Source organism: Faecalispora jeddahensis, assembly GCF_000577335.1.
GTDB classification, from domain to species: Bacteria; Bacillota; Clostridia; order Oscillospirales; family Acutalibacteraceae; genus Faecalispora; species Faecalispora jeddahensis.
The window spans coordinates 1-14,811 of record NZ_CBYL010000018.1 but is presented as its reverse complement, the minus strand read 5'-3'; the positions used below and the strand labels follow the sequence as shown (position 1 = coordinate 14,811).

General features: G+C 55.4%; 14 protein-coding genes and 2 tRNA genes. 15 read left to right on the top strand and 1 reads right to left on the bottom strand.

Going from position 1 to position 14,811, the window contains the following annotated elements:
- Genes thyX through TY09_RS08465 form a run of 8 tightly spaced genes read left to right on the top strand, consistent with a single transcriptional unit; the run spans position 1 to position 6,913 of the window.
- Positions 1–774 (top strand): FAD-dependent thymidylate synthase, encoded by a 774-nt coding sequence (thyX, locus tag TY09_RS08500; RefSeq protein WP_009061311.1) that lies wholly within the window; start codon positions 1–3, stop codon positions 772–774.
- Positions 771–1,451: a dTMP kinase gene (locus TY09_RS08495; RefSeq protein ID WP_042433093.1), complete on the top strand. Its 681-nt coding sequence runs from the start codon at positions 771–773 to the stop codon at positions 1,449–1,451. Before thyX ends, TY09_RS08495 begins: the two co-directional genes overlap by 4 nt.
- Positions 1,445–2,353, top strand: coding sequence for a DUF2156 domain-containing protein (locus TY09_RS08490; RefSeq protein ID WP_042433090.1), 909 nt, complete (start codon positions 1,445–1,447; stop codon positions 2,351–2,353). The genes TY09_RS08495 and TY09_RS08490 overlap by 7 nt, the downstream gene beginning before the upstream one ends.
- A complete protein-coding gene (locus TY09_RS08485) occupies positions 2,353–3,231 on the top strand; it encodes a GNAT family N-acetyltransferase (RefSeq protein WP_042433086.1) in 879 nt (292 codons plus the stop codon). The genes TY09_RS08490 and TY09_RS08485 overlap by 1 nt, the downstream gene beginning before the upstream one ends.
- Positions 3,232–3,254: 23 nt before the next feature.
- Positions 3,255–3,794 (top strand): DJ-1 family glyoxalase III, encoded by a 540-nt coding sequence (locus tag TY09_RS08480; protein WP_042433083.1) that lies wholly within the window; start codon positions 3,255–3,257, stop codon positions 3,792–3,794.
- Positions 3,785–4,381 (top strand): 5-formyltetrahydrofolate cyclo-ligase, encoded by a 597-nt coding sequence (locus tag TY09_RS08475; RefSeq protein ID WP_009061211.1) that lies wholly within the window; start codon positions 3,785–3,787, stop codon positions 4,379–4,381. Before TY09_RS08480 ends, TY09_RS08475 begins: the two co-directional genes overlap by 10 nt.
- Before the next feature lie 10 nt (positions 4,382–4,391).
- Positions 4,392–5,708, top strand: a complete 1,317-nt coding sequence (gene mltG / locus TY09_RS08470; protein WP_042433081.1) for an endolytic transglycosylase MltG — start codon at positions 4,392–4,394, stop codon at positions 5,706–5,708.
- On the top strand, positions 5,705–6,913 hold the full coding sequence (locus TY09_RS08465) for a peptidase U32 family protein (RefSeq protein ID WP_081759629.1): 1,209 nt from the start codon (positions 5,705–5,707) through the stop codon (positions 6,911–6,913). The genes mltG and TY09_RS08465 overlap by 4 nt, the downstream gene beginning before the upstream one ends.
- A 153-nt stretch (positions 6,914–7,066) precedes the next feature.
- Here TY09_RS08465 and TY09_RS08460 read toward each other — a convergent pair whose 3' ends face one another.
- Complete coding sequence (locus tag TY09_RS08460) at positions 7,067–7,963, bottom strand: GGDEF domain-containing protein (RefSeq protein WP_074432622.1); 897 nt, start codon at positions 7,961–7,963, stop codon at positions 7,067–7,069.
- 301 nt (positions 7,964–8,264) lie between these two features.
- Here TY09_RS08460 and TY09_RS08455 point away from each other — a divergent pair, with 301 nt between their 5' ends.
- From TY09_RS08455 to TY09_RS08425, 7 genes are all read left to right on the top strand, one after another.
- Entirely contained in the window at positions 8,265–9,548 is a 1,284-nt protein-coding gene (locus tag TY09_RS08455; protein ID WP_042433079.1) for an aminoacetone oxidase family FAD-binding enzyme, read from the top strand.
- Positions 9,545–11,143: an NAD(P)/FAD-dependent oxidoreductase gene (locus tag TY09_RS08450; protein ID WP_042433076.1), complete on the top strand. Its 1,599-nt coding sequence runs from the start codon at positions 9,545–9,547 to the stop codon at positions 11,141–11,143. The genes TY09_RS08455 and TY09_RS08450 overlap by 4 nt, the downstream gene beginning before the upstream one ends.
- Before the next feature lie 295 nt (positions 11,144–11,438).
- Positions 11,439–11,512 (top strand) — tRNA-Gln (locus TY09_RS08445).
- 31 nt (positions 11,513–11,543) lie between these two features.
- Positions 11,544–11,620, top strand: a tRNA-Pro gene (locus TY09_RS08440).
- 522 nt (positions 11,621–12,142) lie between these two features.
- Positions 12,143–12,469 (top strand): DUF3870 domain-containing protein, encoded by a 327-nt coding sequence (locus TY09_RS08435; protein WP_042433073.1) that lies wholly within the window; start codon positions 12,143–12,145, stop codon positions 12,467–12,469.
- A 182-nt stretch (positions 12,470–12,651) separates the two neighbouring features.
- Entirely contained in the window at positions 12,652–13,974 is a 1,323-nt protein-coding gene (locus TY09_RS08430; RefSeq protein WP_187119597.1) for a serine hydroxymethyltransferase, read from the top strand.
- Positions 13,975–14,027: 53 nt separating this feature from the next.
- Positions 14,028–14,811 (top strand): formate--tetrahydrofolate ligase (locus tag TY09_RS08425; RefSeq protein ID WP_042433070.1); only part of this gene is annotated, 784 nt, incomplete at its 3' end.

The window sequence follows — 14,811 nt, the reverse complement described above, 5'->3', positions numbered from 1 at the left end:
ATGGCAAAGGTAGCGTTGATCGCTTATACGCCGCAGCCGGAGCAGACGGTGGCAGCCGCCGCAAAGCTCTGCTATTCCGCTGCGGATGTGGAACATATTATGGACGGCCTCACAGAGGAAAAAACCGCCCGTTTTGTCGAGATGCTCTCTGAGATCGGGCATGAAAGCCCGATTGAGCACGCATCGTTTACATTTGCGATCGAAGGAGTGTCGCGCGCGTTTCTGGCGCAGATGACCCGTCATCGCATTGCTTCTTACAGCGTGCAGAGCCAAAGATATGTAGCGGAGCATCAGTTCGGCTACGTGATCCCGCCCGAGATTGAGGCAATCCCCGAGGCACGGCAGGAATTCATCGAATCGATGGAGGAAGCCCAGCGCCGGTATGAAACTCTGACCCGCCTGCTGCAGGAAAAACATCAGGCCCAAATGATCGCGGAGGGCAAAAAGCCGGAAGAAGCTGCCCGCGCGGCGCAGAAAAAGGCGATTGAGGACGCGCGCTTTGTGCTGCCGAACGCCTGTGAAACCAAAATGATCTGTACCATGAACGCCCGGTCGCTGTACAATTTCTTTTCGCACCGCTGCTGCAACCGCGCCCAATGGGAAATTCAGGAGGTCGCGATTCAGATGCTGCGTCTGGTGCGCGGCGTCGCGCCGAACCTGTTCTCTCACTGCGGCCCGCCGTGTGTGCGCGGCGGCTGTCCCGAAGGGAAGATGAGCTGCGGCAAGATGACAGAGGTACGCGCGTATTACAAAAATCTGGAGGAGCAGCCGTGAGCGGCCGGCTGGTCGTGATCGAGGGCCTTGACGGTAGCGGGAAGGCCACGCAGACGGCGCTTTTGTGTGAGGCGCTCACAAAGAGCGGCGTGCGGCTGCGGCGGGTTTCTTTTCCGGATTATCAGGAGAAATCCTCCGCGCTGGTGAAAATGTATCTCGGCGGCGAGCTCGGCGCGCACCCGCAGGAGGTCAACGCCTTTGCGGCCAGCTCCTTTTACGCGGTGGACCGCTTTGCGAGCTATGTGCGCCACTGGCGCAGTGACTACGAAAACGGCAGCCTGATCGTTGCCGACCGGTATACCACCTCTAACATGGTATACCAAATGACGAAGCTGCCCCATTCGGAGTGGGATTCCTATCTGGATTGGGTCTGCGATTTTGAGTATAATAAACTGGAGCTTCCCGCACCGGACGCCGTGATTTATCTGGACATGCCGCTGGAAATCTCTCAGCGTCTGCTCCGGGAACGGTATGAGGGCGACGAAGCGAAGAAGGATCTGCACGAGCAGGACACCACCTTTCTGGCTGCCTGCCGGCAAAGCGCATTATACTGCGCGGAAAAGCTGGGATGGCTTGTCATCCCATGCGCCGAAAACGGGCAGATCAAACCGGCACAGCAAATCCATGCGGAAATCATGGAAAGTGAAATCATAAAGGAATGTAGCGATTTATGTTAAAATTTGAATATGCAACGATCGAGGATCGGAAATGGCTTCAGCCGATTTTGGCGGCCAGCGGTAAAATGGGGAGCGAGAACGCGTTCGGCACCCTGCTTATCTGGAATGAATCGTATCATTCCCGTATTTGCCGTCAGGATGGGTATGTGCTTTTGTCCTCGGGCGAGCATTTTCACACCTATAATTTCCCTTATGTGGCAGACCCTGCAAGCGCCGGGAGCCTCAGGGACGCTCTGCAGCTGCTGATTGACGACGCGGCGGAAAAGGGCTTTCGCTTTCAGATGTGGGGCATGACTGAAAAAGAGGTCGCCCGCATGGAAGAGGCGATGCCGGGCCGTTTTGAATTCAGCATCGACAGAGACGGCGCGGACTATATTTATAACAGCAGCGATCTGATTGAGCTAGCGGGCAGAAAATACCACGGCAAGCGCAATCACGTTTCCAAATTCAACCGCCAGTATCAGTGGGAATATGAGGACGTTACGGTCGATACGCTCGATGCGTGCCGCGAGGTCAGCTGGGAGTGGTGCCGCCAGAACGGATGCGACCCGGAAAACGGGCTGGATAAAGAGGTGCGCGCGCTTCGAAAAGCGTTTGCCAACTTTGAAGAGCTGAAGCTTTCCGGCGGTCTGATCCGCATTGATGGTAAGCCGGTGGCCTACACGATCGGCGAGGAAATCAATCCGCAGGTATTCCTGCTCCATTTTGAAAAAGCGCTGGCCGGTTACGACGGTCTGTACGCAGCGATCAACAACGAGTTTGCCCGCCGCAATCTCTCGGGCTACCAATATATCAACAGGGAAGAGGATCTGGGGCTGGAGGGACTGCGCAAAGCAAAGCTGTCTTACCACCCCGTAATCATACTGGAGAAGTACCGTGCGGTACTGAAGGGAACGGAATAATGAGCGGCAGAATCATCAGGCTGGCCCGCTGGGGCATGCAGCCGGAGCTCGAAACGATATGGCAGATCTGCTTTGGGGACCCCAAGCGGCCCGTTGCCTATTTTTTCAATAATGCCTTTCAGCCGCGTACCTGTTTGGTCTACGAAATAGACGGCAGGGCGGCTGCAATGGTGCATATGCTGCCGGCACGCATGGTGCAGCCGGGCGGCGAGGTGCGCGGCCACTATATTTACGCCGCCGCCACTCTGCCGGAATACCGTAAGCAGGGCTGCATGGGCGCGCTGCTGCGGGCCGCGGCGCATTTGGGTGTCAAACGCGGCGAGCACTTTTCGTGTCTGCTGCCGTCGAGCGATGTGCTGTATGATTACTACGCGAATTATGGCTACGAAGAGGCCTTTTTTACCCGCTTTGTCACAGTTTCGGCGGAAGAGCTTTCGCAGCTTTCCGCGGGGGCGCAGTGCGGCCGGGTGGTTTTGGGCTATTCCAGGATGAAACAAATCCGGGAAGAACAGCTTTCTTCCCTTTGGGGTTCCGTTTTGTGGGATGAGCGCGCGCTCTGCTTTGCGCAGGGCTTTAACCACCAGTACGGCGGCAAGCTGATTGCCGTGCAGTCGGGCGAGGATGCAGCCTATGCGTTCAGCCGCCTGCTGGAGGACGGCTCCTGCGAGGTGACCGAGCTGATGGCAAATGAAGCGGCGTTCCCGGCGCTTCTCGGGCAGTTGCTTGCCGAAATGCCGGCGCAAAGCTATCACCTGCGCCTGCCGGAAAACGGAGCGCTGTTCCCGAACAGGGGCGAGGTTCGGCGGTTTGGTATGCTCCGGCCGCTCAGGCCGGTGGAACATAACGGCAAGGCCTATTTGGGGCTGACGCTGGATTAACTGAAAAAGGGGATGTGACTGGAATGACGTACGTATTTTTGGCGAATGGATTTGAAGAGATTGAGGCTTTAACGGCGGTCGATCTGCTTCGGCGTGCCAATGTGCCGATTCAGACAGTGGGGGTCGGCGGCAAGCAAATCATGGGTGCCCATCAAATCCCTGTCATCGCTGATCTGGAAGAAAGCGAAATCTCTCTGGATGGCCTTCAGATGGTGGTTCTGCCGGGCGGACTGCCGGGAACACCAAATCTGGAGCAGTCACAGGTGGTAAAGGATACGGTGATGCACTGCTATGAGCGCGGCGCTTATGTGGCGGCCATCTGCGCGGCTCCGTCGATTCTGGGGCACATGGGGCTGTTAAAGGGCCGGCGCGCCACGGTCAGCGACGGATTTGTTTCTGAAATTACCGGCGCAGAATATACCGGTGAGCTTGTCACTGTGGACGGAAAAATCATTACGGGCCGCGGCCCGATGGCTGCGATGGCGTTTGCGCTGCAGCTCACTGATCTTTTGGCGGACAAAGAAGCCGCGGAAAAGCTGAGGAATTTGATGCAATGCCAGTAAAGAACATCAAAGAGGTAAAGACAGGTCTGCGGGGCAAATATCGCAGGCTCAGAGAAGATCTGTCGGAGGAAGAAAAGCTGAGGCTGGATTCTGAAATCCAGTCCCGGCTGCTATCTTTGCGGGAATACAGTCAGGCCGATACGGTATTTACCTATATCAGCAAAGAGCTGGAGGTAGATACCCTTGCCATTGTGCAGGCGGCCTGGGCAAATCAGAAGCGGGTGGCTGTTCCCCGGTGCATTCCGGGAACCCGCGACATGGAATTCTATTACATTCGCTCCTGGCAGGACCTGGAGCGCGCGTCGTTTGGCGTGATGGAGCCGATTGTGCAGCGTTGTGAAAGGGTGGAAGACGAGTCCCGCGGCTTTTGCCTGGTGCCCGGCTTCAGCTTTGACGTACAGGGTTTTCGGCTCGGATATGGCGGCGGCTATTACGACCGCTTTTTGTCCCGCTTTGGCGGGTTTACGGTGGGCGTGTGCTATTCCTTCTGTGTTCAGTGGAATCTGCCGCACGGCTATTACGACAGATCGGTCGATCTGTTGGTAACGGAAAAATATGTCCGCAGGACATCGAAGAAAGCAAGATAGGGGGTCTGTCATGCGCGACGACGACAATCAGCGGCGAAACCGCGGCCAGGAGGATCAGCGGCAGAACCGGGCCCAGCATTTCAGGGTCGAAATCAATGACAACGACGATATGGATCAGTCCGTTTCGCAGGAGCCAAGGCCGGCTGCCGGTGAGCCGGATGTGCTGCACAGCTACAGCAGCCCCCAGACGCGCAAGGCGATGGCGGAATCGGAGCGCCGCGCCCAAAAAGCCGAAGAGAAAGCCCTGCGGGAAAGAAGCCGCGAAAAGGGCCGCAGAAACCGGCGTTTTTTCCGCATGATCTGGATGTCGATGATCCTTATCCTCGGGATTGGAACCGGCCAGTATCTGGTAACCGGAATGGCGGATATGCTCGCGTACCAGAAACCGGAATCCTCAGTGACCGTCGAGATTCCGAAAGGCGCAAGCGTCGGTGAAATCGCCAAGGTGCTGTACCGCGGCGGCGTGATCGAACAGCCGGGCTTTTTCCAGCTGTATTCCACCATCACGCGCGCAAACGGTTCCTATCTGCACGGCACATACGAGCTGACAACAGATATGGACTACGAGGCGATCATCAATTACCTTCAAACGAACAATAACCGTACCGATATTGTGAAGGTCTTGTTCCAGGAGGGCCTGAACGTGCAGGAGGTCGCCGCTCTGATGGAGAAAAACGGCGTCTGTTCCGCACAAGACATTTTAAAATATGCCAATTCTCAGGACTTTAATAACTACGACCTGATCAAGACAATCGGCAACGACAAAGATCGCTATTATCTGCTGGAGGGCTACCTGTTCCCCGACACCTATGAATTCTATAAGGACGAGGACCCGAAGCAGGCCCTGGGCAAGATGATCAACAACACGAGTAAAAAGCTGACCGCCGATGTGCGTGAGAAGGCGGAGGAGCAGGGAATGACGCTCGATCAGGTGCTGAACCTTGCCTCCATCATTCAGGAGGAATCCGCAGACGAAGAGGATATGTATCAGGTGTCCTCCGTTCTGCACAACCGCCTGAAAAACGGCGTGGCGACCGGCACGCAGCAGCTCGGGTGCGACTCCACCATCTACTATCCCTACCGCACGAAGGCGCAGGTGCCCGAGGCGCAGCGGGATACGTACAGCAGCCGGTACAACACCTATAACATTGTCGGGCTGCCCCCGGGGCCGATCGCAAATCCCGGCAGTGCGGCGATTGACGCGGCGCTGAATCCGGCGAAAACAGATTATTATTACTTCTGCCACTCTGCGGACGGCAAGGCCTATTATGCCAAGACGGCGGAGCAGCATCAGAAAAACTTGAAAAAGGCGGGTCTGACTCAGTGAATATGGAACTATTGGCTCCGGCGGGGGATTTTGAACGGCTGGAGGCCGCTCTGGCCTTTGGGGCGGATGCGGTTTATCTGGCAGCAAAGGAGTTCGGAATGAGAGCCGGCCCGGCCAATTTCTCACCGGAAGAGCTGGCGGCGGCCGTTCAGGCCGCCCACCGGAAGGGTACCCGGGTTCACATGACCTGCAACACGCTGCCCCGTGTGGATGAGCTCGACCGCCTGCCCGATTTGCTGCGCTATGCCCAGCAGGTAGGGGTGGACGCATTGATCGTCGCCGATCTCGGCGTGATGAAGCTGGCGCAGAAATACGCGCCGGACGTGGAGCTTCACGTTTCTACCCAGGCGGGAGTCGTCAACCACGAGACCGCGCGCGTCTTTTATGAAATGGGCGCGTCGCGCGTGGTGCTGGCCAGAGAGCTGAGCATGGACGAGATCGCGCAGATCCGCGCAAAAACGCCGCCTGAGCTGGAGCTGGAAGCATTTGTGCACGGCTCGATGTGCGTGTCCTTTTCGGGCCGATGTCTGCTGTCGAACTACCTGACCGGCCGGGATGCCAACCGCGGCGACTGCGCACAGCCGTGTCGCTGGTCGTACCACCTTGTGGAAGAAAAACGACCCGGCGAGTATTTCCCCATTGAAGAGGACGACCGGGGGACTTATATCCTCAATTCCCGCGACATGTGTATGATCCGCCATATTCCAGAGCTTCAAAAGGCGGGGATCAGCAGCCTGAAAATCGAGGGCCGGGCCAAATCGGCCTATTACGTCGCGGTCACGGTCAACGCGTACCGCAGCGCGATCGATTTCTGCGAGCAGCATCCCGGCGAGCCGCTGCCGGAATGGATTCCCGAGGAACTGAACAAAATCAGCCACCGCGAATACAGCACCGGCTTTTATTTCGGCACGCCGGGGCAGGTATACCAGAACGGCGGCTATGTGCGCGATTACGAGGTCGCGGCGGTCTGCGAGGGATGGGAGAACGGCATGGCGACTCTGTCGCAGCGCAACCGCTTCTTCCGGGGAGATACGGTGGATGTGCTGGAACCCGGCGCACAGCCGTATCTGCTTACGCTCGACGAGCTGTACGACGCGGAAATGACGCCAATCGACGCGGCTCCCCATGCGACCATGCGGGTTCTGGCAAAAACCAAGCATCCCGTTAAACCCGGCGCTTTGCTGCGGCGGATGCGCGGCGAATGATTCCGTAATGCCGAAAGGGCAGAAAGCCGGAAAGCTTTCTGCCCTTTTCCAAATTTGTAATATAGAGGTTTCATTTTCGCCTTTGGCGGCGGAAGAAGCGAACGGTACGATGAATAAGGCCGGAGAATCCGCAAAGTATGATAAAAGGAACCTTTAGCTCGAGATGAAATTTTTGCCGTTGTGTTTGCCTTGGTACAGCTTTTGATCCAGGCGGTCGAAAAAATCAACGGCGGAGGAACCGTCCTCCGGGTTGGCGCTGGAGACGCCGCAGCTGATCGTCGTAGAAACGGTGCCGCCGCGAAGCTCAAATGTTTCCTGCTCAACCTGCTGCCGAATCCGCTCTGCGATTTTCCTGGCGTTTTTCAGGTCGGCATCCGGCAGTACCACCAGAAATTCGTCGCCGCCGTACCGCGCGACCCAGTCGCCTTTGCGTTGGATATTGCTTTTCAAAATCCCCGCTACCTTTTGCAGCACGCTGTCGCCCATGCTGTGGCCGTAGGTATCGTTGATCTGTTTAAAATCATCAATGTCGATCAGGATCGCGGAAAGAACGCCGCCGTTCAGAACAACGGCATATAAATCGATCGGCAGCTTTTCATTGATAAAGCGCCGGTTATACACCTGGGTAAGCTCGTCGGTAATGGCGGCCTGGTTCAGACTCTCAATAATCTGGTTGATTTCTTCAACGCTTTTGCCCTTCAGGTCGGGCACAATGCCGGTTTCGGAAACATCCTTCAGCATCTCCACAATATAAGTGCGGCCGCTCAGAATCACCGGGGTGGCCATCACCATGAAAATTTTATCCTGGTTGTATTCAATCTTGACGAACGTATCGTTTTCGTTGGCGGCACGCATTGAAACGCAGTTGGCGCAGTGGCTGTTTTTTTCCCAGAACTCGTAGCAGATGGAATCCTCAATCATTTCTGCACTGCAGCCGGTGATGGAAATCACCCGCTTTGCCAATGGGTCAACAACACGGACCAGATTGTACATCTTTTCAAATTGCTGAAGAAATTGCATCAGTTGCTGGGGATTCTCCATTTCCGACATTCTGCTTTCACCTCTGCGCGATTCCGGTATATGGGATCTGTTTTTATTTGATAGCATGATGGCAGTCAAGGCCATTTTTGGCCATGAAAGCAATTTCCCGTACAATGTGATCATGCTTCAATGCTCTCTCAGCCGCCCAAAGCTGTGCTTTGGGATGCGGCGTAAGGTTATTGAAATTATTATAACATGTCCCTTACTTCGACACAAGCAATGAAAAAGCAAAAAATGCAAATCGAGAACAGCTCGTTTTATCAGAATTGGATAGACTGCGGGCTGTCAGGCCATAACATGGGGAGGCAGTATGGACATTACAGCAAAATATGAGATTGCGGTTGTCGGCGGCGGCGCGGCAGGGCTGATGGCCGCCGGTGAGGCGGCAAAGCTGCTTGGCGGCGGAAAGGTAGCCCTGTTGGAAGCAGCTCCGCGTGTGGGGAAAAAACTGCTGGCTACCGGGAACGGCAGGTGCAATATCACCAATCTGTCGGCGGCCTGGCCAGTGTATCACGGCGATGCACCGCTGGCCAGAGAGGTGTTTGAATCCATTTCACCGGCAGAGGTATTGCAGCAATTTGAAGCGATGGGCCTTTTCTGCCGGGAAGAGGAGCAGGGCCGGGTATACCCGCAAAACGGGCAGGCCTCCGCTGTGTTGGACGCGCTGCGTCTGTTCTTTCAAAAGCAGGGCGGGGAAGAGCTGTGCGGTGCTGCGGTGGTTCAGGTAAAACGGCAAAAAAGCGGATATTTGCTGAGCCTTGAGGATGGCAGAACCCTTTTGGCGAGCCGGCTGATTCTGGCGCAGGGCGGCAAGGCCTCACCGCAGATCAGTTCGGATCAGGGAATTTCTCTGGCCCGCCAGCTCGGCCACAGTCAGACTGCGCTGCTCCCCGCGCTGGTGCAGGTGACAGTGCCGCAGGCGAGGGTCCGGGCGCTCAAGGGCGTGCGCTGTTCAGGCGCCGTCCGCTTTCTGGCGGACGGACATGCAGTGCGGCAGGAAGAAGGAGAAATCCAGTTCACGGAGCGCGGCTTATCCGGTGTCTGTGTATTCCAGTTGTCGCGGCTGGCGGCGGAGTATGCCGCGTCCAAAACCGTTCAGGGCAAACCCTGTAAAAATGTGCAGCTTGCAGTGGACCTTTTGCCGGAATCCTCTTTTCAGGAGGTCTGCGAGCTGCTGCGCTGTCTGGCGTCCATTTATCCGCAGCTTGCGGCAAGAGACTTGCTGTTTGGCGTGCTGCCCAAGCGCGTGGGCCAGCAGGTGATGGCGTCCGCCCTTTCCGAAAAAACCGGAGAACCGGCAGGCAGTCTCGGCGGCCCGTGGTTGAAAACGGTGGCCGGTGTGCTTAAGGGCTGGGCCTTCCCAGTCACAGGCACGCTGCCCTGGCAGTATGCACAGGTGACGGCGGGCGGAGTACCGCTTGCGGAACTGTTTCTTCCGTCCATGGAATCACGCATCAGCTCCGGCGTTTATCTGGCTGGGGAGCAGCTGAATGTGGATGGAGACTGCGGCGGCTTTAATCTGCACTGGGCGTGGATCAGCGGCATGGCAGCCGGCAGAAGCGCCGCTATGGCGGCAAAGGAGGAAAACGCATGATTCGAATTTCAGAGATCGCCCTGCCCCTTTCCGCGGGGGAGGGAGAACTTTTGCGGCAGGCGGCGGCCCGGCTTTCCCTGCCGGAGCAGCAGATCGATTCCCTGACCATTTTGAAAAAATCGGTGGACGCCCGAAAAAAGCAGGATGTTCACTTCCAATATACCGTCGGCGTAACGCTGGAAAGCGGGGAAGAAACAGTTTTGTCCCGGTGCGGCGGCGCGAAGATTTCCCGCTTTCAGCCGTACAGCTATGAACTGCCGCCCTGCCGCAGGCTGGGGAAGCGGCCGGTCGTTGTGGGCTTTGGGCCTGCAGGGATGTTTGCCGCGCTGATTCTGGCGCAGGCAGGGCAGCGCCCCATTGTGATCGAGCGCGGAGCGGATGCGGACAAGCGCACACAGCAGGTGGATGCTTTCTGGAAAGGCGGCGCTCTGAATCCCGAAACGAATGTGCAGTTCGGTGAGGGCGGCGCCGGAACCTTTTCGGACGGCAAGCTGAACACCGGCACCAAAGACGGCCGTGCAGGCAAAGTGTTCGAGGAGCTGGTCAAGGCCGGCGCGCCGGAAGAGATTCTGTATGACGCGAAACCGCATGTCGGTACCGATTTGCTGCCGGGGATCGTAAAGAAGATCCGCGGACAGATCATAGAGCTGGGCGGAGAAATCCGGTTTGAAACAAAGCTGGTCGAGATCGTATCGGTGCAAGGCAGGGCGACGGGCGTCATCGTAGAGCACGACGGGGAACGCCAGCAGCTGGATACACACCATGTGATCCTGGCGATCGGCCACAGCGCGCGCGATACCTTTGAAGGTCTGCTGGAGCAGGGCGTGGCGATGGAGCAGAAACCCTTTTCCATCGGCGCACGCATTGAGCATCCGCAGGCGGCCATCAACCGTGCGCAGTATGGCGCATTTGCGGAGCATCCCGCGCTGGGAGCGGCGGATTACAAGCTTGCGGTGCATCTGGAAAACGGCCGGGGCGTGTACACCTTCTGCATGTGCCCCGGCGGTCAGGTCGTCGCAGCTGCCTCGGAGCCCGGGCGGTTGGTGACGAACGGAATGAGCCGTTGGGCGCGTGACGAAAAGAATGCAAACTCCGCCCTGCTCGTCGGCGTGTCCTCCGCAGATTTTGAAACCACGCATCCGCTCGCGGGCATGTGGTTCCAGAGAAGGTGGGAAGAGGCGGCGTTTCATCTGGGCGGCGGGGATTACCGTGCCCCTGCCCAGCGCGTCGGCGATTTTCTGAAAGGCAAAGCGTCGGATTCGTTCGGTACGGCCCCCAGCTACCAGCCCGGCGTGGTCCCGGCGGATTTGTCGGGTTGTCTGCCGTCTTACGCCGTAGAATCGATGCGGCAGGGGATTTTGCTGATGGATCGCAGGCTGCGTGGATTTGCCCATCCGGACGCGGTTCTGACGGGTGTGGAAACCCGCAGCTCTTCCCCGGTGCGGCTGACGCGCGGGGCCGACGGCCAGTCGGTCACTCTCGGCGGGCTGTATCCCTGCGGGGAGGGCGCCGGTTACGCGGGCGGCATCGTATCCGCGGCAGTGGACGGAATCCGGAGCGCGGAGGCCGTGCTGACCTCGCCCAAAGAAGGATAATCAGATTTTGATCCTGTAAAACCCGGAAGTCCGCACCCGGTAAAATTGGAACTTCCGCCGAATGAGCACGGGTTTTGCCGGGTATGCTAACAGCGTACCCGGCGGGATATGGCAGCAATCAGTTTTGTTTTATCTGGGGGTGTATCGCTTTGCCGCGGAAACGACAGAATTCCTTTTTTCTGTTGGATAAAATTCAAAAACATTCAAATTTTCAATAGATTTTTTTAGAAACCTATTGACATTCGTTGGAATTTTGCTATAATAAATGACGTTGCTTCTGGCAATTAAATATTGATGCGGAATTGTGTAATGGTAGCACGACAGACTCTGACTCTGTTTGTCTGGGTTCAAATCCTAGTTCCGCAGCCATATAGCCTCGGGAAACCGAGGCTAGCTTTTTCGAGGTGTGGCTCAGCTTGGTAGAGCGCTACGTTCGGGACGTAGAAGTCGCAGGTTCAAATCCTGTCACCTCGACCATTGAAAAAACGCATTAGATAGCCATTTGGGGTTATTTAATGCGTTTTTTTATTTTGGAAAATCCAGAAAATTATAGAGAAACAGGTAAAAATAGAATACACGTAGAAATTCGACTCACGACAAATACGTACGTCTTTCAATCTACGCTTTTGCCGAAAAAATATTAACTCAGTTTGTCCATACCGCAAGCTTGACTTATTTGTCCTGATGCGAAGAAAAGGGTATAAGCCCAGCAAGAAGTCGGTATCCTCATAGCTCAATCAGGGCGCAGGCTTTGACATGTCTTCGCTAAATATCTAATTACTGACAATTCTTGCTGTGGTTTTGATTCATATTGACATTTTTAGTTCGCCATGCTAGAATAAGCGCGAATTAAGCTTATTGGTTCTAAGATATCCTCTTGGAACTGTGATAAGTGAAGCGCACAATAAAATTTGCCGCTGATTCATTCTTGCTTAGAATTTTAGGAACAAGTGCTCTTTTCGCAAGCCCTTCAAAACAGATGAGGAGAAAACAAAGCAGATGTATTATCCGAAGTCTTCCGTCTTTGTAACCGGCGTTGCGCAAATCGGTAAAACGGATGCGATCAACGCGATGTACGGAACGTTTTCTTTGAGTCTGATTATAGACATGCATAGCGATACTATCATCAGTCTTAGCTGTAATATGGTGATGGCTGAAACCATTGAGTTTGTCCGTCAGCTTCTGATTGGCAAAAATATCATTACAGATATGGATGAAATGATTGAGACCATTCAGAAACGCTTTTTGGCGCTTTCTCAAAAAGCGTTAATTGTTGCTTTGCGTGACGCGCAGAATCGTTACCAGATGTCAATGAAAGAGCTTTAATTTTGTTTTAGGAAATATAAAAATTGAATAGCCTCTTTTTTAAAGGGTGACCAAAAACCTTGGGTACTCGATTTAAGGAAGATCAGATTTGAATTTTTATTCAGATGTGATCTTCCTTTTTGTTTTTTCACCGATCATTTCCCAATATCCAATATTTTTTATTTTGAAAGGAGTTTTTCTCTATGTCTATTCCCACCAAACAGGACGCAATGAAGCTTCTCGACATTTTTGACCCCGAAATGGCCGACTTACTCCATCGCGAGGAAAAGCGTCAATTCGAAACACTCAGTCTGATTGCCTCTGAAAATGTGGTTTCTCCCTTGGCCTCTTGTCTGGAAGGTTCCGTCTTTACAAACAAGAATACCGAAGGCTACCCTGGCAAACGCTTTGTCGGCGGATGCCAGCTTTCCGATCAGGCAGAGATTCTGGCCATTGAACGCGTGAAAAAGGCCTTTGGCGCGGAACATGCCAATATCCAGTCCGGCAACGCAACCATTGCGAACATGGCGGTTTTAACTGGCCTGCTGAATCCCGGCGATACCTTCCTGGGTCTGACGCTGGACAACGGCGGACATTTGAGCCATGGCGCGAAATTCCATTACAGCGGCCGCAATTTCAACGCTCTGCACTATGGTGTGGATAAGGAAACCGGAATGATCGATATGGATCAGGTGCGCCAGATGGCCCTCGAAAACAAACCCAAGCTGATCGTGACCGGCGCTTCCTCTTATCCCCGTGCGATCGATTACAAAGCATTCCGTGAGATTTGCGATGAGGTCGGCGCCTATTTCTGGGTCGACTGCGCGCATGACTGTGGTCTGATCGCAGGCGGCGCGATCCCCAGCCCGGTGCCGTATGCCGATGTTGTCACGATGTCCACCCAGAAAACACTGCGCGGCCCGCGCGGATGCGGCGTGATTCTTTGCAGGGAGGAACTCGCAGCCAAACTTGACCGCGGTGTGTTCCCCAGACTGCAGGGCGGCCCCAAAGGCGATATGCTGGCTGCACGCGGCGTTCTGTTCCTCGAGCTGCTTCAGCCCGAATTCAAGACATACGCCCATCAGGTCTGTGCGAACGCCAAGGCTCTGGCACAGGGCTGCCAGGAGGAAGGCATGCGCATCATCACCGGCGGAACCGATACCCACATGGTGATGCTGGATGTCACCCCGGTGATCGCCAACGGTCAGGAAGCGGAAGATTTGCTGAGCAGCGTGGGAATCGTCGCCAACAAGAACATGATCCCTTACGATACGCTTCCCCCGAGCCTTGGCAGCGGCCTGCGCATCGGCAGCCCCACCATGACGACCCGGGGAGCCAAGGAAGAGGAGATGAAACATATCGGCCATCTGCTCGGGCGCACCTTAAACAACAAAAATAACCCTGCGGTGCTGGCGGAAATCAAAGAGGAAATCTACAAAATTGCTACCTCTCATCCCATGTTCTCCAGCGAGTGGGTTTCTCCCGGCATTCGTGAGGAATTTGAGGCAATGTATTACAACCGATGACCCACAGGGCACTGATCGTAAGAGATAATAAAACATTCCGAGAGGTGAACAGTATGTCATTGAAAAGTGATATTGAAATTGCACAGCAGTACGAAGCAAAAGACATTCGAGACATTGCAAAGACCGCGGGTATCGACGAGAAATACCTGGAGATGTACGGACGCAACAAAGCAAAGGTAGACTATAAGCTTCTGGGCGATTTGGCGGACAAACCGAATGGCAAACTGATTCTGGTCACGGCGATCAATCCGACCCCCGCGGGTGAGGGAAAGACCACCACCAGCGTCGGCCTGACCGACGGCCTGCGCCACATCGGCAAAAAGGCGATTGTTGCCCTGCGTGAACCCTCCCTCGGCCCGGTATTCGGCGTAAAGGGCGGCGCGGCCGGCGGCGGATATGCTCAGGTCGTCCCGATGGAAGACATCAACCTGCACTTTACCGGCGACTTCCACGCGATCGGCGCGGCGAACAACCTGCTGGCCGCTCTGCTGGATAACCACATTTATCAGGGCAACGAGCTGCGCATCGATCCCAAGCGCATCACCTGGAAGCGCGTTGTCGATATGAACGACCGTCAGCTGCGCAGCATTGTGGACGGCCTTGGCCCACGCACCAACGGCGTCACCCGTGAAGACAGCTACGACATCACCGTCGCTTCCGAGATCATGGCGGTTCTGTGCCTGTCCTCTTCCATCAGCGATATGAAAGAGCGCCTTGGCAAAATGATCATCGGCTATACTTACAACGAAGAGCCTGTCACCGCTGCTCAGCTCAAGGCAGAGGGCGCGATGTGCGCTCTGCTGAAGGATGCGATCAAGCCGAACCTGGTGCAGACAC